This is a genomic window from Plantactinospora solaniradicis (genome assembly GCF_042658085.1).
Taxonomy (GTDB): Bacteria; Actinomycetota; Actinomycetes; order Mycobacteriales; family Micromonosporaceae; genus Plantactinospora; species Plantactinospora solaniradicis.
In genome coordinates this window covers 1-16972 of sequence record NZ_JBHSPR010000059.1, presented here as the reverse complement: position 1 = coordinate 16972, position 16972 = coordinate 1, and the positions used below count along the sequence as shown (strand labels likewise).

Genomic DNA, 16972 nt, shown 5'->3' with positions numbered 1-16972 from the left:
AACTCGATCAAACTGGCTGGCCCGGCAACACCGCCGCTCTACCGCGAATCATCGAGGCTAGCCGACCCCCTGAGGAGATCAATAGGTTCCCCGTCCGCTCTGCTTGAAGCACCCTCTGGATCTCACGAACCCGTCGAACCCCCCAGTCCGAGGTCTTCGAGGGTGATTCCCAGCGCCTCACAGAGCACCTGCCGGTTGTACCCGTCAGGTACCCGATGGCCCCGTTCCCAACGTGAGACCTGTGATTTGAGGGATTTCACCGTTGCCAGCGATAGCCCGCGACGGGCAGCGACAACTTGCATTTCGTCAATCAGCCTGCGCTGTGACCACTGCTTTCGTCGACGTTCCCTCCGCAGGATGAGGCCGGGTGCGACGTCCTCGACTTGCCGTTCAGTGCTGTCCATGGCTAACTTGCCTCCCCATTGCCGTGCCCACGATCCGTACACCGAAGCCGGGCGATCCGCGTTCGACGTGCGTCGGTCCGAGGACCGGAACGCCCCCTCGCTCAGTCGGTCACGGACTCCACCTGAGATTGCCCGCGCCCCCCTCCAGAGCGCGAGGTTGTCGCCCCAGCGCGGCCGGCGTCCAAGCCTCTGACCAGGCACGATCATCGAACTTCGGCCAACCAGTTGATGAAACTCCCAGGCAAGCATAAACTCATCCTGCCAGCCGGCGTCAATACCAACGTCGATGGAAGAAAAGATCATCCTGATGGGGCATCGACAGACGGAGGCGATGTGTCTTCTGGCGATAGCCATACGCTGGCCGAGCGACTCACCATGCTTTTCGAGAAATCCCGGAACGCCGCAGGTGAGCGCTACAGCTACGTCAGCCTCGCCGAGGAGCTGGCTAGAAGGTGGGGCGTGAGGGTCAGCGGCCAGTACCTTCACAGCCTCTTCACCGGCCAAAGAGACAACCCGAACCTCCAGCTGCTGCGGGCGCTGACCGCGTTCTTCGGCTTCGAAAAGATTGATGATCTCTTGGGTGGTTCTGTTGGGCTTGAGGTTCAAGGGCGTCCCGAGGTTGCCGCAGTGCTGGAGGATCCCGGGCTTGCCGAGACGGCGCTCCTGTTTAGAGGTATCTCTCAGCCCAGTCTCAAGACGCTCCGAGCCATGGCGCGGATCGTGCGTCAGGCGGAGGGACTGCCTGACGATCCTGGAACCTCTGCCTGACATGTGATGCGTGTTGCCTGCGTGGCGAGGCCCCGCGGACAGTCGACGACGATGACGGCGGGCCGTTTGACCGGTGATGGAGTTCAACATCGAAGGAGAGTCTTTTCGCATGCATGACGAGGATGAGCCGTGGATGGCTGGCCTGGATCGGGGTCGGGCGAACTCAGGGCGGGTCTACGACTATCTCCTGGGTGGTAGTCACAACTTCGCCGCAGACCGGAAGGTTGCGCAGGAAGTCATGAGGGCGAACCCGCTGTTTCCCCGCCAGGCGGGCGTTAACCGTTCGTTCCTCGGTCGCGCGGTGACTTATCTGGCTGATCAGGGGATGGATCAATTCCTCGACATTGGATCGGGGATCCCCACTCAGGGGAATGTACATGAGATCGCTCAGCGGATTGTGCCGGAGTCGAGAATCGTCTACGTCGACATCGACCCGGTGGCAGTATTCACCGCAAATCAACTCCTGGCCGGCAACGACAACGCGACAGCGTTGGAAGGTGACCTGACACATCCGGGCGACATCCTGGAGCAGCTAAAGCATGATGATCTGCACCGGCTCATCGATTTCGACAAACCGGTCGCCGTGCTCCTCGTAGCGGTGCTGCACTTCGTCTCCGATCACGACGCCGCGCACGCCGCGGTAGCTCACCTGCGGAATGCGCTAGCCCCTGGAAGCCATCTGGTAATCAGTCATGTGGCGCCCGAGTCGTTCACACCTGAACAGCTAGAAGCAGGGCGAGCAGCCTACCGGCAGGGGGCAGCGCTGCCTTTTACGTTACGTACCCGTGAGCAGGTCGCGGACTTCTTCGGCGACTTCGCGTTGGTGGAGCCGGGGCTGACGTGGCTCCCGTCGTGGCGGCCCGCAGGTGACGAGGATTTCGCTGATGACCCCATCCGCAGCGGCGTACGTGGTGGGATAGGCCGCAAGAGCTAGGCATCAATCCGTGCGGCTCCGCCGCTCTGACCCATCCCTGTCACATGTATGCGGGTTGCGTTTGCGGCCTGTACCGTTCGGAAACTCGGTCATGGCCCGTGAAGTGCGGTTTTGTGTGACGTCGGGCGTGTGTTGATGGCCATGCTGACGTCCATGATCCTGTCGTGTGGGTACCTGTTCCTGTGTCAGATCATGCAGTTGATCGTGCTTGGTTTGCGCGGCGAGCGGTCCAAGGAGGTCGAGATCCTTGTGCTGCGACACCAGGTTGCGGTCCTGCATCGGCAGGTCAGCCGTCCGGATCTCGAGCCAGCGGATCGGGCGGTGTTGTCGGTGTTGTCGCGTCTGCTGCCCCGACCGCGGTGGGCGAGTTTCTTCGTTACCCCGGCCACCCTGCTGCGGTGGCACCGCGACCTAGTCGCCCGACGGTGGACGTACCCGAGGCGTCCGGGTCGCCCGTCAATTCGAGGGGACGTGCGCAGGCTGGTCCTGCGGCTGGCCCAGGAGAACCCGACCTGGGGCTGCCGGCGGATCCAGGGCGAACTGGTCGGCCTCGGCTACCGGATCGCAGCCAGCACCGTGTGGAAGATCCTCACAGGGGCCGGGCTGGATCCGGCACCGCGGCGGATCGGGCCGACTTGGACCCAGTTCCTGGCCGCCCAGGCCAGGGGGATCCTCGCCTGCGATTTCCTGCACGTCGACACGATCGGCCTGATCCGCGTCTACGTGCTGTTCCTGATCGAGATCGCGACCCGGCGGGTACACATCCTCGGCGCGACCACGAACCCGACCGGGGTGTGGGTAACTCAGCAGGCCCGCAACCTCATGATGGACCTCGGGGACCGAGGGGCCCGGTTCAAGTTCCTGATCCGGGACCGGGATACCAAGTACACCGCCATGTTCGACGACGTGTTCACCGCCGAAGGGATCGAGATCCTGCGCAGCCCGCCCGGCGCACCGCGAGCCAACGCTCACGCCGAACGGTGGGTACGCACGGTACGTCGGGAGTGCCTGGACCGGATGCTGATCTACAACCCGCGGCACCTGCACCTCGTGCTGGACGAGTACGTCAGGCACTACAACGATCACCGACCCCATCAGGGCCGAGCCCAACGCCCACCGAACCGCGAGACACCACCTCCACCGGTGGCCGACCTGGCCACGGTCCGGGTAAACCGGCGGAAGATCCTCCACGGCACGATCAGCGAATATTTGCAGGCAGCGTAGCCAGAACCGAGTTTACGAACGGCACACGAGCCAGGCTCCGTGGCGCAGCGCGGACCGTTGCGGCGGCGCGGACGGATCGGTGTGGGCGCGGGCGTGCAGGAGTTCCATCGCCTGCTCAAGGAGGGACTGGCGCCGCACGGATACGTGTTGCGCCAGTACGACCATTCCTCGGCCGGTGATGGCGTCCAGCTCGACCCGATCGATGTAGGACGCCCAGGTCGGCAGCTCCTCGTTTCGAGCGGTGCCGAGGAGTTCGAGGGTGTCGTCGTGCATCCGGCAGAAGCCGGCGAGGTCGCCGGCGGCGGCGTGGGCCAGGCTGCTGCGGGCGGCGACTAGTGACCGGACCGCGGCCGGGGTGCCGGTCGCCGCTTCTTGCGCGGCGGACGCCAGCTGGAGCGCGTCGAGGGCGTAGCCCCGGTCGGCCGCCTGATTGGACATCAGGGCCAGGATGCTGGCACTGATGCCCTTGTCCTCGGCGGCGTGCGCCGCGCGCAGGGCGGTGAGGTACCACCGCTGGGCGCGGCCGTCGTCGCCGGCGTCGAACGCCATCCAACCTGCGGTCTGTCCCAGCTGTGCGAGAGCGGCGGCCAAGTGACGGCCGGTCGCCACGTCGTAGGCACTGCGCCGCAGGAGCCGGCTGACCGCGACGAACTGGTCGACGACGAACCGGTGCGCGCCGCCGCCTTGCTGGTCGTCGAGCTGCTGAGCGTGACTGACCACGGCGTCGATCATCGTCAGCAACGGCGGGGTGACGGACCCGCCGTCGGCCGCGACCAGGGCCGGCGCCGGATGTTGGAGCGCGGCCCAGGCCGGGCCCGTCAGGGCGGCGCCGGTCAGCGCGATGAAGGTGCGGCGGGTCGGCACGAGATCTCCCAGGGTGCTGAGCAGGCCTGTGCCTGTCCAGGGTAGATCCATCTCGTGGTCCGCCGGCAGAGCGGCCGGCGGCCGGCGGGGTTCCACGCCCCAGACGTCCTCGTAGGTGAGATCCGTATCGAGCGCCCGAGACAGCAACCCGACGACAAGGTCCGGAATGTCACCGTGTGGGACTTCGCCCCGTGAGAGCCATTTGTACGGAGTCTTGACGTGGATGACGCGGCCATCCCGGGTCCCTGCCGCGTTGATACGTCGAGCCAAGGCGTCGGCTCCCCAGCCCGCATCGGCCAGGAGTGCGCGGAGCCGGTTGTTTGGCTGGGTGGTCGGCGGTAACGCGTCCACGGCGACGAGGGTAGCGGTCCGGTCGATGGTCGGAAAGGAACCACACCAACCGCACCTCGCCCGGCGCGACCGGTTCGTCATCGACCGTCGGGGGCCCGGGCGACCTTCCGGGCGGGCGCGACGGCTCTCGGCCTCGGCCGCGACGCCCGGGCGGCCGACGGTCGGGGCGGCTGCCCGCGCCAGGTACGGATCAGCAGCGCGAGCCGCTTCGGGCGTTCCCGGTCGCTCACGATCCAGCAGGTGGCGGTGATCGCCATGGCGCTGACCGCGAGCAGCGCCAGCAGCGCCGGCCAGTCCACCATCGACAGGCCGGTGACCAGGCCGCCGCCCGCCGCGACCGTCCCCGCTCTGCGCAGCATGACTACTCCGCCTCGATCTGGTCCGCCGTCTGCCGCAGCGCGCGCCGGAGGGCGAACATCGACAGCAGCAGGCGGGTGGCGTAGCCGAGCTGGTGCAGGCCGCCGAGCCGGCTCAGCTCGGCCCGGAACTCCTCGTCGTAGCGAGGGCGTTCCCGGGCCGGCAGCACCTGCACGACGAACCCGACCAGGCGCAGGGCGGCGGCACCGGGACGGGCGGCGACCCGGCGCCGGACCCCGCCGGGTACCGCCGGGGGTGGCTGGATCGGGGTGGCCACCGCCGCGGCCGGCCTGGCGGCGCGGACGGCCTCGTTGCCCAGTCGCCAGCCCCGCAGGTAGTTGCTGGTGTTCTGGGCGATGGCCGACGCCTCGCGGACGGCCGGGACGAGTGGCCGGTCGGCCCACGGGGCGTAGGGGCCGGGATCGCGGCCCGGGACCCGTCGCGGCAGCGGCCAGTCGAGCGACGCCCGGTGTGGCTCCGGGGCCACGCGCGGGTCGCCGGCCGCGCGAAGGCCGGCCAGGACCCGCAACACGACGTCGTCGGCGGTGTCGGCGTGCCGCAGGGCGTTGCTGACCGTGCTTTCGATGGACGCCTCCGCCGGGCGCCCCGGCCCGGTCACGGCTGCGCCCCGGTGAACCTCGGCCGGAGGACGCCGAGCCGGGCGACGCGCGCGTCGGCCTGGGCCAGCGCCCGGAGCGCCTGGACGGCCCCGTCGGAGGTGAGGGAGTAGTACCGGCGGCGCGGGCGTCCGGCCTCGTGCGGGTCCAGCTCCTCCCAGCGGGACCTCAGCCAGCCGAGACTCTCCAGCCTGGCCAGGATGGGGTGGATGGTGCCGCTGGCGAGCCCGGCGGCGGCGCAGAGCTCCAGCCCGTAGAACTCGTGCGACGGGTCTTCCAGCAGCGTACGCAGCACCGCCTGGGTGGGCAGTGTCATCCGGGGGTTGGGCATGCTCGTACTCTACCAAGCCCTAACTAGACTTCAACCTAGGCGAGACGTCATTCCAACTGATGCATGGTCGGCATTTGTTTCATGCGGTATTCCTCCAGTTTGGTCATGCTTGGCGGTCTCGGATGTAGCGAGACCAGTCAGGTTTCCGGATGCGGGACCACTTGTCTGTGGTCTGGATGTCGTAGCGAAAAGCTCTGCGACCACGGCGGAAGACAGGTCTTCGGTCATGGTGGGGTTGATTCGTTCGTGCCTGGCGGTGGACGGTGGGGAGGTCTCGACGGGTTGGGGGGCGACAGCGCTTCTGCGGTTGTGATATCGGTAGCTGTCGGTCGAGGCAACCGTTCGCGGTCGGCGGCCGATCGCGGCTGAAGGCGTTCGGCACTTCCTGGGTTTGGGGGCAGGCGTGATAGATGACGGCGCAGACCTGGTCGTGCGGGTCATTCCGGCCGATGGTGACCAGGAGGACGGCGAGCGAGAGGAGTTGGCGGGGCTGGCCCGGCGGCTGCGTGCTGAGCTGCTCGACCTGGACGTCGAGCTGGTCGAGCCGCTGACCGAGGACACCGCCCCGGAGGGGGCGAAGGGCTTGTCCAGTTTGGCGGGTGTGTTGGGCGTACGGCTGGGCGTGGCCGGGCTGCGGGTCGTGGTGGCGCGGGTGCGGGAATGGGCGTCCCGCAACGGTCGTACGGTCGAGGTCACGATCGACGGCGACACGGTCAAGGTCACCGGTGCTACGGCGCAGCAGCAGGAGCAGTTGGTCAACGTGTGGCTCGCCCGGCATGCACCCGGCTCCTGACCTGCCCGGGCCGCGGTTGGCGTTGGTCGTGGCCACCGCCAGCTACGCCGATGCCGGGTTCGCGAAGCTGCGCGCCCCGGCGCAGGACGCCGCCGAGATGATCGACGTGCTGGCCGACCCTGGTATCGGCGGGTTCACCGTGACGTCAGTGCTGGACCGGCCGGAGTACGAGATCCGTCGGGCGGTCGACGCGTTCCTGGCCGGCCGCGGCGTGGACGACCTGGTGGTCGTGTATTTGTCCTGCCACGGTGTGCTCGACGCGTGGGGACGGTTGCACCTCGCCGCGACTGACACCGTCAAGGCGCAGCTGAGCTCAACCGGGGTGGAGGCGGCGTGGCTGCTGGATCGGCTGGAGGAGTGCCGGGCCCGCCGGCAGGTGCTGATCCTGGACTGCTGCTTCAGCGGCGCGTTCGCCAACACCAAAGGCGGCACCGAGGTGGACCTGCAGCGTCGGTTGGTCGGGGCCGGACGCGGTCGGGCGGTGTTGACCGCGTCCCGGAGCGGGGAGTACTCCTACGAGGGCACGCCGCTCGCCGGTGCCACCGCTTCCCGGTCGGTGTTCACCGCCGGCCTGGTCGACGGGCTGCGCAGCGGGAAGGCCGACCGTGACGGCGATGGCTACATCTCCGTGGAGGACGCCTACGCCTACGCCGCGGACCAGGTCAGGGCCGCTGGCGGTGCACAGAGCCCGCAACGCTGGCTGTACGGCGCCGAGGGCGAGATTGTCCTGGCCCGCAATCCACACGGCATCGCCCTTACGGCGGCCGCGCTGCCGGAAGCGCTGCGGCTGAGCCTCGACAGCCCGTACCCGGACATCCGCCTCGGCGCGGTGGCCACCCTCGGCACCTGGCTTACCTCCACCGACCCGCGGCAGGTCCTCGCCGCGCAGCAGGCCCTGCAACTTGTCGCCTCCCAGGACAGCCCCGCCGTCGCCATCGCCGCTGGGGATCTGCTCCACGCGCCGAAACTGCCCACCCCGCCCACGCCAGCCGAAGACCACTCCGGCGGAACGCTGGGTCCGCGGGTTCGAGGCGTTGCCCAGGTCCCAAGACCGGCCCACCCGACGGCAGACGGCGCGCCACGCCCGGTAGTCCCGCAACGTTGCCTGCAGGTCATCAAGGGTCGTAGTGGTTGGGGGTTTCGCATACCCGTGAACGCGGGTAAAGGCTTCACCCGAACTACCGTCTTCGGTAGTCGTACTGGCTGGGGGTTGCGCAAACCCGTGAACGCGGTCGCGTTCAGCCCGGACGGTCGCCTGCTCGCCAGCTGCGGCGGCGACACGGTGTGGCTGTGGGACCCGGCCACCGGCCAGCCGGTCAGCCGAACCACCATCAGCCGCGCAAGGTCGGTGAGGGCGGTGGCGTTCAGCCCCGACGGGCGCCTGCTCGCCAGCGGCGTAGACCGTACGGTGTGGCTGTGGGATCCGGTCACCGGCCAGTTGCCCGACCAACACCTCACCCACCACGACTGGGTGAGGGCAGTGGCGTTCAGCCCCGACGGGCGCCTGCTCGCCAGCGGCGACGACGAGTCGGTGTGGCTGTGGGACCCGGCCACCGGCCAGCCGGTCGGCCAACTCCGCACCGACCACACCCGCTGGGTGAGGGCGGTGGCATTCAGTCCCGACGGGCGCCTGCTCGCCAGCTGCGACCGCGGTACGGTGTGGCTGTGGGACCCGGCCACCGGCCAGCCGGTCGGCCAACTCCGCACCGACCACACCGACTGGGTGAGTGCGGCGCCGTCAATGTTGGGCGGCAGCGGCGCCATGGCATTCAGTCCCGACGGGCGCCTGCTCGCCAGCATTAGCGACGACAGAGTCGTGTGGCTGTGGGACCTGGCCACCGGCCAGCCGGTCGGCCACCTTGTGATTGGTTTGTTGGGTCTGCTGTGGAGATCTTCTCGGTCGGACGGTCTGAGCCCGGAGGCTGGTCACACCAGCTTGGTGGGTGCGGTGGCATTCAGCCCTGACGGGCGCCTGCTCGCCATCGGCGGCGGCGGTGTGTGGCTGTGGGACCTGGCCGCCGGCCAGCCCGTCGGCGACCCCCTCACCGCCGGCGGGGTGAGGGCGGTGGCATTCAGCCCCGACGGACGCCTGCTCGCCAGCGCAAGCAACGACAAAACCATCCGACTCTGGGGCGATGACGGATAACGTACGCGCAGCGCTAACCCGGATGAACCTCTCCGGCGACGACCAGAGCGCCACCAAGCGCTCCACCCCGCCTTGCGGTTTGTTGCATCAGGTACAATTAATCCTATTTGCGTACCCGCTGGCCTGGAGGTCGAAGAGTTCCCGATAGAGCCCGCCGGCCGCGATGAGCTGGTCGTGGTCACCCTCCTCGATCAGTCTCCCGTCCCGCATGACGTAGATCCGGTCGGCGTGCCGGACGTTGGCCAGTCGGTGCGTGATCAGCACGATCGTCCGGTCGGGATGCCGGCGTAGCTGCTGGAACAGCGCGTGCTCGGCCCGGGCGTCCAGTGCGGCGGACGGCTCGTCGCAGATCAGCAGCCGACCCTCCCGGTAGAGCCCACGGGCGGCCACCAGGCGTTGCCACTGCCCGCCGGAGAGGTCGTGGCCGTCCCGGAAGCTGCGGTCGAGCAGGGTGTCGTAGCCGCGCGGCAAGCCGGTGACCATGTCGTGCGCGGACGCGGCCCTCGCGGCATCCACAACGGACGGTCCGGCGCCGTCGGGCCGGTCGTACCGGCCGATGGTGATGTTCTGCCGGGCCGTGAATGGGAACCGCCACCAGTCCTGGCTCAGCACCGCGGCGCATCCGCCGACGCTGGTCGGGTCCAGGGTGCTGATGTCCACCCCGTCCCACCGGATGCTGCCCCCGGTCGGCTGGTAGAGCCCGGCGAGCAGTTTGGCCAGGGTCGTCTTGCCGGAACCGTTCTCGCCGACCAGGGCGATGACCTCACCCCGGCGTACGGTCAGGCTGACCCGGTCCACCGCCGGCCGCTCGGTGTCCGGATAGCTCAGGCTGACCTCCTCGACCCGGATCTCCTCGAAGCCGGAGACCGGCTCGCCCCCACCGCCCCGGGTACGCCCGTCGGCCCGCTCCAGGAAGGTCAGGAAGTCCCGGTAGTACAGCGCGTCCGCACGCGGCCGGTTCCTGTCTACGCAGCTGAACCCGCCCGCATGTACGTGTACTCGAAGACTCGCGGAGAACCCATTGGAAGATCAAGCATTTATGGCCATGATTGCGCCTGTGTCGCAGTTGAGCCCCACAACATCATCTCTGTCGAACGAATCACCGACAGCTAAGTCGGGTACAGCGAAAAAATAATCAAATGCAGCCAGTTCGACTACCGGAAGGTCCGGAGGGCTCGGCAACGACCGGCTTCGACGAATCTCAGGCCGCCCAAATAGTTAGGTCCGGCGCCTCCAAGTCCAGCCTGACCTCTGGTGCGCGCTGAGGGCCGCGCGGCGAGCGGCGCCGCTCGCGCGACGGTTCAGCTTCCGACCGGGCTGAGCACGGCCAACGCAGCGGCCCGCTCGATGAGCAGCACCGTCTCGTCCAGCGAGGATCGCTGCGGGATCACCATCTCGCCGGGCAAGCCGAGGAGGTCGCGGTGCAGGTACCAGCCGCGCATGTCCTCGGCGGTGAACTCGCTCGCCTGCGGCCGGAGCGTGTGCCGACGCAACGTCTCCTCAAGCGTCACGTCCAGGTAGAACACGTGCGTGTCGCCCTGGTGGTCCCGGCGCAACGCCGAAATCATCGCCCCGTAGCGGTGAGAGACGAGGATCCCTTCGAGGACCACGTGGTAGCCGTGGCGCAACGCCAGCCGAGCAGTCTGGGAGATCAACTCGGGGGCGAGACCACCATCGACATCGCGTTCCCGAAGCACGATCCGGCGCAAGTAGTCCTGCTCCACCTTACCCGCCGCCCTAAGTGTCATTGATGGCCTTGAGCTGGGCGAACACGTCACGCACATGTTCATGACGTTGGTGTGGAGCGACGGGATCGATGCCCGCCGCCCTGCGGCTGCCGTCCACAGCACTGGCGCCGGCCCACTACACTCGGTCACCGCCTAGCGGATGCCTCGGGCGCGGATCGCGGCAGTTGAGGACGCCGGGAAACGTTGGTGATTCGTGGTTCTACAGGCCTTGGCCGTCATGTAGCCCACAGATTGATGTGCCGTTCCTAGGTCATTTCGGAATACTCCAGCACGGTGGCGGCGTGCATGCCGAGGATTCTTCCCCATGCCCGATATCCGGCCGGGCCGGGATGGAATTTGTCTTCGGCGAAGAAGTCCGGGCGGTAGATCGGCAGGCTTCCCACAGGTAGGTGGAAGACGTCCTTCTCGGGGCGGGCCAGACGGTGCAGTTGGTGATCGAGCCGGCGCGCGTAGATGCCGAGCAGTTGTCGTAGTGGGGTGGGAAGCAGCGGGAACCGGCTGACCGGGGGCAGCCCCGCGAGCAGTACTGGGACCGGTGTGCCCAGATGGCTGCGGATGGTCGCGACGAGTAGGGCGACGTCGCGGCGGAATGCGGCTGGCGGTCGTAGTCGCATGGCGTCGTTGACGCCGACCACCAGCAACACGATATCGGGCCGCCACTGGGTGTGCGGGTCGGTGAGGCGCGGAACGAGGTCTCGGCGGATGGTGCGGGCGGTCGCACCCGAGCGTGCGGTGACGCGCCAGGACAATGCCCGGCCGGTGAGGACGGCGAGGGTGTCGGCGGTTTGCCCGGCCAGCGCGACCTGGTGGTTGGGGGCTCCTACGCCGGCGGCTGCCGAGTCGCCCAGTACGGCCAGGCGCAAGGGTTCACCGCTACCGGCCGTTTCGCCGTGGTCTTCTCCGCCTGCCTCGCTCAGCAGGGGAATCTCTCGCAGTAGTCGCTGACGCATTGCTGCCCCGTTCGTCATCGATTCTGTAACGGTGTTACGTTATCCGAGTGGCACGTATTAGGCGAGACCTGCGGTCGCAGTTGGTGGAGGTGGCTGCCGGCCTGTTGGCGGCTGAGGGACCGCGTTCGTTGTCCGCCCGCAGGTTGGGCAAGGAACTCGGCACATCGAGCACGACCGTCTACACGCATTTCGGGGGGATGCCGGAGCTGGTGCGCGAGGTGATGCGTGAAGGATTCCGGCGCCTCGGCGCCGAGCTTGCCTCAGTCTCGAGGTCCGACGACCCGGTGGCAGACGTGGTCGGGCTCATCCTGGCGTACCGCCGGGCGGCGCATGGTGCCCCGCACCTGTACCGGGTGATGTTCGGAGGATCCGAAGTCGCCGGCTTCGAGTTGACCGACGATGACCGTCGGATCGGACGGCGGACTCTTGCGGTCGCTCGCGACACGATTCAACGCTGTACACAGGCCGGCCGCTTCCGGCCGGTGGAGCCTCGGATCCTGGCCCACCAGTTGTGGTGTCAAGTGCACGGTCTCGTCTCGCTGGAGCTCGCGGGTTATCGCCCGGCAGATCCGGACGATCATGGCGACCTTCGCCACTACTGGCGAAGCTTCGCCGTCGGAGCCGGCGACACCACTGAGCGCGCAGCTGCCTCAGTTCAGAGCGCGCTGGCGAACCGAATAGCTGCCGAGTAATTCATGTTCACCTCTCCGCGGAGGGTGGGCGTTACGATATGGGGCCGTTCCGTGCGCGGATTACATCGGCCTGATTCGCCCTTCGGGCAGGTGAGCACACGGAGAGGCGAAAGCCGCGTTGTTCAACGATCTGGAATCTGCCACCCTGCTTTCCGGTGACGGAGATCAGACGCACTGTCGTCGGCGGATCCGGGCACCGCCGTCCCCGCTTGCGGTGACTTAGCGTAGTCGACGAATGCTCGCGGCCTGCCCTCGCGGACGTACCGACGTCAATGGCTGCTGTGTACTTCATGGCGTACGCGGCTCTGCAGTTCGAGGCCTGTATCTCACTCTCTTCGATCAGGCCCTGGAAGAGTCGAGTTATCCGGGGAGGGTCGGCTATCCGGGCCGTCGTTCAGGAGCGCCGACGGAAGAGTCGGAAGGTCAGGTAGACGATCGCCGTGGCCAGCAGCACGCTTCCCACCGGCGCCATGACCGAGGTTCCCAGGGAGCTCTTTCCAGGGGATCCCAATGCCATGTGCACGAAGAAGCCACCGGAGAGCAGCCCCATCCCCGTGAAATAGACGAGGAAGCTGATGATCGTGGCGCGATCGGACAGACCGGCCCGATTCGCCGACATTACATAGAGGATGCCGATCGCGGTGAGGATGCCGGCGTGAGCATGACCGGCGCGGAAGAACTGTTCGGCATGCGCATCGATGCCGATCTCGGTCAGCAGTCGCAGCAGCGAGTAGCCGCCGAACATGACCCCGAGCAGGGTGAGCCAGCTGATGGCGATGAGAGTGTCGGTGACTTTCCGGCGCACGGGCGGGGCGGTGGTCTCTTGCGTCATGGTGGCTCCGTTCTCGATGGTGTGGTGACGTGGTCTGGCTGGTGGTGGCGGTTTCGCGGTCATGCGATGTCTGCTGTGCCGATGGCGACTAAGACGAATCCGGCGAGCAGTAGCCAGGGCCGCACGCCCTGGAACGCTTCCCAGCGGCGGCGGGTGCGTTCCCAGTCCACCGGTGGATCATCGATGTTCCAGGACCCCGTGGCGATGTTGATAGGGACATTGACGATGACCGTGAACCCGATCGCCGAGCCGAAGGCGACCACCGCGACCCAGTACCACCGCGCTGAAGGCGAGCCGCTGGAGCTGGCGACGGCGATGGTCAGCGCAAGGCTGCGGAGAGCCTTTGGGACGAACTGCTTGACGGCATCAGGCAGCTCCAGGAATCGCCCGACGTACCGCACCGGCACTCGGACTAGCCGCAAGGATGACGCCGCGGGGCTGCCTCGCCAAGGTCACGTGCACGGATCTGCCGCCGAGCGCGGGCGCTCTGGACACCGGCGCCCCGTCACTCTCCGTACGCCATCGTCCAACTGCCGAACGCACGCTCGTGCGGTGAGCGGATGTCTATGCCTGCGCGCTCTCCGGCGGTTCGACGCGCTGCTGTGCTGGATGGCGACGCTGGCCGGCGGGTGGATCGGCCTGCCGATGGTCTGATCGAAGTGACTCAACGGGACCGGTGCGTCGGTTATTCGGTATCGCCTGGATGGGAACGGATGTCGGGCGGATCAGGGTGATGCTGTAGGCGACGATCCACACGACCCAGATCAGCCAGCCGACAAGGCCGAGGAGACCGACCGGACCGGGGTCGTCGATGACCAAAGGGCTCAGCACGGCCGAGCCGAACTGGAGTGCGGCGGCCAGCAGGCCGATCCCGCTGTGCCAGCGGCGGATCAGGCCAGCGCGTCGGCCGCTGATGGACAGGCCGGTCATGGCCAGTGCCAGGAAGGTGCCGTTGAAGATGAACAGCGCATTGTGCAGTGCCCAGAGTCCGGCGATCGTGCTGCTGTCCTGCGCGGTCGTTGACGCGAGCGCGAGCCGGGTGGCCATCACGCCGGTGAAGGTGATGTTCTGCAGGATCACCCCGGCGAATCCGACCAGGGACCAGGCTGTGCCTTGCTCGCGATCGGATCGCCACAGCACGGAGACCGCGCCGGCGCCGAACAGGGTGGCCAGCACCCAGGCGATCGGTGCGAGCGCTGACGCGAGGCCGACGGTGTTCTGTTGGGTGGTGAAGAACTGGACAACGTCGTTGGTCTCCGCACCGGTGTGGGGCAGGCCGGCTGGTACCAGGAAGGCGTTGATGGAGACGATCAGGATGGCGAAGCCGAGTCCGGCGAGTCCGGCGATCCGTGAGAACGTCCAGGTGATTCGTTCGACGCGGAGTTTACGTGACATGTATTCAATATAAGGTACGGAAAGCGAAGGAGGCAAGCCATGACCGCCGAGGCAGGCAGGCGCAGGTACGAGTCGCTGCGCCGGGCGGCGCAAGCGGCAGAGACCAGGGGTGAGATCGCCAGCGCCGCTCGTCGGCTGTTCCTCTCCCGGGGCTGGGCGGCGACCACGGTACGTGACGTGGCGCGGGAGGCCGGGGTCTCGGTGCCGACCGTCTACGCGGTGTACGGGAACAAGACCGGGCTGATCCAAGCCCTGGCCGACGCGGCAGACATCGCGGCGAATCCACCGCAGTCGCTCGCCGAACTGGAAGAGGCCGGGAACGATCCGGTGCGGCAGCTCGCGGCGATGGCCGGCTACGACCGGCGTCTCTTCGAGCGCGCCGGTGACGTCATCACGCTCGTGCGCGAGGCGGGCCGCACCGAGCCCGAGCTGGCGAGCGTCTACCACGCCGGCCGTCAGCGGGGGGACGAAACCAGGATCCAGGTGTTCTCGTCGTGGCCGGGTGGCGTTCTCCGGCAAGGATTGGACATACCGTCGGCCGTCGACATCTACGCGGCGATCTGCAACATCGACGTCTACACCACACTGACCAACGAACGCGGCTGGCAACCCGATCAAGTCGAACGCTGGTGGACCGAGGCCCTGGCCCGCGAACTCCTGACCTGAAGTGTCATGAGGCGCCTCATGACAGGCCGTCCTGGTACGGAAGATTACGAGGTAGACGACGACCACGAAGGCCACTCCACCTCGTCCCACGGGCACCGCATCCAAAGCCAGGCGGGTACTGGCCGCGACTGACCGTCGGCAAGCCGGTCGCACTTGATCCGGTATCCGCTTCTGTAATCCCCTACACCACAACGGATCCCGTCAACTCACTTCACGTGGTCAACGGGTAACCCCACACTCTCTCAGCCGACCGTGGCGACCGAGAGAGCGACGAGCAGGAAGGCCGCGAGATAGGCCCACGAACGGTATCCCTGAAACCACTCCCAGCGGTTACGACGCTCTTGCCAGCGCTCCGGAGGGAAATCCTTGTCCCAGCGCAGTGTGGACAGGTTGATCGGCACGTTCACGACCACGGTCGTGACGATGCCCGTGGCCCAGGTCGCGGCCGCAACCCAACGCAACACCTCGGGCAACCCCGCCCCATCAGGGCGGGCCGCGTAGCTGATAGCCAGCACGAGCGAAGCCGTCATCAGCACCGGCATCACAATCCCGAAGGTACGCAGCAGACCCTGTTCGACCCGGATGTGGTCACGCGGCGCCAGACGCTTGACCACCGGATGCACAAAAGCATAGGAGCCGAACTCGGCGCACGCCGTGAACCCCAGCACCGCGACGGTGGCGAACATCAGCACGTCCATACCCGGTCCTCTCATCGTGCCGGACTGCACAGTGTCACGCCCCATCGGCGAGCTGTGCCGCAGCATCCGCGACGTGACACCGCACATGAAAAGCACGGATGGAGCCGATCGCCGCGATCGCCGGTGCTCCCGCCGAGGTGGCCGATCGGCAGCGCAGCGCAAAGGTTATTGATTGATTGATAACATGTCAACCATGGGCCAGAAACGAAACTCCTCGTCCCAGCGACGCGCTTCCGTGCTCGCTGCGGCGATCCGGATCTTCGGCAGCAAGGGCTTCGCCGCAACCACCACGGCAGACATCGCCCGCGAGGCCGCCGTGAGCCAGCCCTACGTGGTGTCCCTGTTCGGCAGCAAAGACGCGCTCATCCGAGCCGCGATCGAGCACGCGCTCGACAGAGTGGTCGAGGTGTTCGAGCAGACGATCGACGACGACGCACCTGGCGACCTCGCACCGCGTATCGGCCTCGCCTACCTTCAACTGTTCAAGGAGCAGGGATTGCAACTCTGCCTCGCGCACGCCTTCACCGCCGGCACCGATCCGGAGATCGGGCCACTCGCCAGAGACGGCTTCCTCCGCGTCTACCGAGTGCTCGTCAACCGCGGCGATCTCACACCCGAACAAGCCAGTCAGACCCTCGCCGCCGGCATGATGGCCAACGTCATCCTCGGCTTACGTCTGGCCGACGACTACGACCGTGAACCCGTAATACGCGAACTCCTCTCGGCGACCTACCCGAGCAATGTCGAGCTCCTCAGGACCGTCACCGGTGCCTACGATGGCGTCGCCCCTCTACAAGGTGGGGCCGGCGTTTGATCCGCTGGTGGGTCAGGTCAACGACGGGACGGTCGGATCGTTGGGCTGCAACTGCAGCGCCCGATGGGACGCCGACCGTTGTAGTGACGCGAATGTTCATTGAGCGTCCTCACCCGGCCTGCCAAACCACGTATCCTCTTCACCGAACGGGTGCTTCCCGACAACAGATGATTTGAGTCTCGACAACCCCAATCATCCCTGCCGGCAAGCCAACCGTTCCTCTCGTCAGGCGATGTAGCCTTCTCTACCTGCGGATCCGGGCCTGACCCGCCGTGCAGGGGAGCAGCGCATCCGGCCAACCCGGCGTCCGGCGCTCACGCTGATCGAGTATCCGGATCTAATAGGTTGTGCCGCCTGCTGAGGCAGGATGGTTCCGGTAGCGGCTGGC

Annotated in this window: 19 protein-coding genes; 8 read left to right on the top strand and 11 right to left on the bottom strand. The window is 67.2% G+C overall.

All coding sequences use genetic code 11. The features are described from left to right. Positions 1-632: 632 nt before the first annotated feature. The 3 genes from ACFP2T_RS39595 (at position 633) to ACFP2T_RS39585 (ending at position 3330) form a co-directional block, all read left to right on the top strand. Positions 633-1172 carry a hypothetical protein gene (locus ACFP2T_RS39595; protein WP_377431616.1) on the top strand — a complete coding sequence of 180 codons (540 nt, stop codon included), beginning with the start codon at positions 633-635 and terminating at the stop codon, positions 1170-1172. A 76-nt stretch (positions 1173-1248) separates the two neighbouring features. Then, positions 1249-2106, top strand: coding sequence for an SAM-dependent methyltransferase (locus ACFP2T_RS39590; protein WP_377431619.1), 858 nt, complete (start codon positions 1249-1251; stop codon positions 2104-2106). 153 nt (positions 2107-2259) lie between these two features. Beyond that, positions 2260-3330 carry an integrase core domain-containing protein gene (locus ACFP2T_RS39585; protein ID WP_377431613.1) on the top strand — a complete coding sequence of 357 codons (1071 nt, stop codon included), beginning with the start codon at positions 2260-2262 and terminating at the stop codon, positions 3328-3330. A gap of 12 nt (positions 3331-3342) precedes the next feature. On the opposite strand, the gene ACFP2T_RS39580 is transcribed toward ACFP2T_RS39585, so the two are convergent. From ACFP2T_RS39580 to ACFP2T_RS39565, 4 genes are all read right to left on the bottom strand, one after another. Next, the gene (locus ACFP2T_RS39580) at positions 3343-4245 is read right to left on the bottom strand and encodes a hypothetical protein (RefSeq protein WP_377431610.1); all 903 of its coding nucleotides are present in this window, start codon (positions 4243-4245) and stop codon (positions 3343-3345) included. A gap of 377 nt (positions 4246-4622) precedes the next feature. Beyond that, positions 4623-4904, bottom strand: a complete 282-nt coding sequence (locus tag ACFP2T_RS39575; protein WP_377431607.1) for a hypothetical protein — start codon at positions 4902-4904, stop codon at positions 4623-4625. A 2-nt stretch (positions 4905-4906) separates the two neighbouring features. Beyond that, positions 4907-5521, bottom strand: a complete 615-nt coding sequence (locus ACFP2T_RS39570; RefSeq protein ID WP_377431604.1) for a hypothetical protein — start codon at positions 5519-5521, stop codon at positions 4907-4909. After that, positions 5518-5850 (bottom strand): PadR family transcriptional regulator, encoded by a 333-nt coding sequence (locus tag ACFP2T_RS39565; RefSeq protein WP_377431601.1) that lies wholly within the window; start codon positions 5848-5850, stop codon positions 5518-5520. Before ACFP2T_RS39565 ends, ACFP2T_RS39570 begins: the two co-directional genes overlap by 4 nt. A 403-nt stretch (positions 5851-6253) precedes the next feature. Here ACFP2T_RS39565 and ACFP2T_RS39560 point away from each other — a divergent pair, with 403 nt between their 5' ends. Beyond that, entirely contained in the window at positions 6254-6643 is a 390-nt protein-coding gene (locus tag ACFP2T_RS39560; RefSeq protein WP_377431598.1) for a hypothetical protein, read from the top strand. Then, positions 6627-8789 carry a caspase, EACC1-associated type gene (locus tag ACFP2T_RS39555; RefSeq protein ID WP_377431597.1) on the top strand — a complete coding sequence of 721 codons (2163 nt, stop codon included), beginning with the start codon at positions 6627-6629 and terminating at the stop codon, positions 8787-8789. The genes ACFP2T_RS39560 and ACFP2T_RS39555 overlap by 17 nt, the downstream gene beginning before the upstream one ends. Before the next feature lie 87 nt (positions 8790-8876). On the opposite strand, the gene ACFP2T_RS39550 is transcribed toward ACFP2T_RS39555, so the two are convergent. The 3 genes from ACFP2T_RS39550 to ACFP2T_RS39540 form a co-directional block, all read right to left on the bottom strand. Then, positions 8877-9587 (bottom strand): ATP-binding cassette domain-containing protein, encoded by a 711-nt coding sequence (locus tag ACFP2T_RS39550; RefSeq protein ID WP_377431595.1) that lies wholly within the window; start codon positions 9585-9587, stop codon positions 8877-8879. Between the two features lie 503 nt (positions 9588-10090). After that, positions 10091-10513 (bottom strand): P-loop NTPase family protein, encoded by a 423-nt coding sequence (locus ACFP2T_RS39545; protein WP_377431593.1) that lies wholly within the window; start codon positions 10511-10513, stop codon positions 10091-10093. Between the two features lie 269 nt (positions 10514-10782). Further along, positions 10783-11505, bottom strand: coding sequence for an SGNH/GDSL hydrolase family protein (locus ACFP2T_RS39540; protein WP_377431591.1), 723 nt, complete (start codon positions 11503-11505; stop codon positions 10783-10785). 65 nt (positions 11506-11570) lie between these two features. On the opposite strand from ACFP2T_RS39540, the gene ACFP2T_RS39535 reads away from it, so the two are divergent. Then, complete coding sequence (locus ACFP2T_RS39535; RefSeq protein WP_377431588.1) at positions 11571-12179, top strand: TetR/AcrR family transcriptional regulator; 609 nt, start codon at positions 11571-11573, stop codon at positions 12177-12179. 394 nt (positions 12180-12573) lie between these two features. Here ACFP2T_RS39535 and ACFP2T_RS39530 read toward each other — a convergent pair whose 3' ends face one another. From ACFP2T_RS39530 to ACFP2T_RS39520, 3 genes are all read right to left on the bottom strand, one after another. Beyond that, positions 12574-13011, bottom strand: coding sequence for a hypothetical protein (locus ACFP2T_RS39530; protein ID WP_377431586.1), 438 nt, complete (start codon positions 13009-13011; stop codon positions 12574-12576). A gap of 59 nt (positions 13012-13070) precedes the next feature. Continuing rightward, positions 13071-13412: an anthrone oxygenase family protein gene (locus ACFP2T_RS39525; RefSeq protein WP_377431583.1), complete on the bottom strand. Its 342-nt coding sequence runs from the start codon at positions 13410-13412 to the stop codon at positions 13071-13073. Between the two features lie 163 nt (positions 13413-13575). After that, the gene (locus tag ACFP2T_RS39520; RefSeq protein ID WP_377431581.1) at positions 13576-14499 is read right to left on the bottom strand and encodes a hypothetical protein; all 924 of its coding nucleotides are present in this window, start codon (positions 14497-14499) and stop codon (positions 13576-13578) included. Here ACFP2T_RS39520 and ACFP2T_RS39515 point away from each other — a divergent pair. Further along, complete coding sequence (locus ACFP2T_RS39515) at positions 14446-15072, top strand: TetR/AcrR family transcriptional regulator (RefSeq protein ID WP_377431579.1); 627 nt, start codon at positions 14446-14448, stop codon at positions 15070-15072. The genes ACFP2T_RS39520 and ACFP2T_RS39515 overlap by 54 nt on opposite strands. A gap of 242 nt (positions 15073-15314) precedes the next feature. Here the strand turns inward: ACFP2T_RS39515 and ACFP2T_RS39510 are convergent, their stop codons facing one another. Next, positions 15315-15770, bottom strand: a complete 456-nt coding sequence (locus ACFP2T_RS39510) for an anthrone oxygenase family protein (RefSeq protein ID WP_377431577.1) — start codon at positions 15768-15770, stop codon at positions 15315-15317. A gap of 193 nt (positions 15771-15963) precedes the next feature. Here ACFP2T_RS39510 and ACFP2T_RS39505 point away from each other — a divergent pair, with 193 nt between their 5' ends. Next, positions 15964-16584, top strand: a complete 621-nt coding sequence (locus tag ACFP2T_RS39505) for a TetR/AcrR family transcriptional regulator (protein WP_377431574.1) — start codon at positions 15964-15966, stop codon at positions 16582-16584. Positions 16585-16972: the final 388 nt, after the last annotated feature.

What these genes read in the sequence shown, in the direction of transcription:
- ACFP2T_RS39595 (WP_377431616.1), top strand. Translation starts at nt 633, where the DNA reads ATGAAACTCCCAGGCAAGCATAAACTCATCCTGCCAGCCGGCGTCAAT.
- ACFP2T_RS39590 (WP_377431619.1), top strand. Translation starts at nt 1,249, where the DNA reads ATGGAGTTCAACATCGAAGGAGAGTCTTTTCGCATGCATGACGAGGAT.
- ACFP2T_RS39585 (WP_377431613.1), top strand. Translation starts at nt 2,260, where the DNA reads ATGATCCTGTCGTGTGGGTACCTGTTCCTGTGTCAGATCATGCAGTTG.
- ACFP2T_RS39580 (WP_377431610.1), bottom strand. Translation starts at nt 4,245, where the DNA reads ATGGATCTACCCTGGACAGGCACAGGCCTGCTCAGCACCCTGGGAGAT.
- ACFP2T_RS39575 (WP_377431607.1), bottom strand. Translation starts at nt 4,904, where the DNA reads ATGCTGCGCAGAGCGGGGACGGTCGCGGCGGGCGGCGGCCTGGTCACC.
- ACFP2T_RS39565 (WP_377431601.1), bottom strand. Translation starts at nt 5,850, where the DNA reads ATGCCCAACCCCCGGATGACACTGCCCACCCAGGCGGTGCTGCGTACG.
- ACFP2T_RS39555 (WP_377431597.1), top strand. Translation starts at nt 6,627, where the DNA reads ATGCACCCGGCTCCTGACCTGCCCGGGCCGCGGTTGGCGTTGGTCGTG.
- ACFP2T_RS39540 (WP_377431591.1), bottom strand. Translation starts at nt 11,505, where the DNA reads ATGACGAACGGGGCAGCAATGCGTCAGCGACTACTGCGAGAGATTCCC.
- ACFP2T_RS39530 (WP_377431586.1), bottom strand. Translation starts at nt 13,011, where the DNA reads ATGACGCAAGAGACCACCGCCCCGCCCGTGCGCCGGAAAGTCACCGAC.
- ACFP2T_RS39515 (WP_377431579.1), top strand. Translation starts at nt 14,446, where the DNA reads ATGACCGCCGAGGCAGGCAGGCGCAGGTACGAGTCGCTGCGCCGGGCG.
- ACFP2T_RS39510 (WP_377431577.1), bottom strand. Translation starts at nt 15,770, where the DNA reads ATGGACGTGCTGATGTTCGCCACCGTCGCGGTGCTGGGGTTCACGGCG.
- ACFP2T_RS39505 (WP_377431574.1), top strand. Translation starts at nt 15,964, where the DNA reads ATGGGCCAGAAACGAAACTCCTCGTCCCAGCGACGCGCTTCCGTGCTC.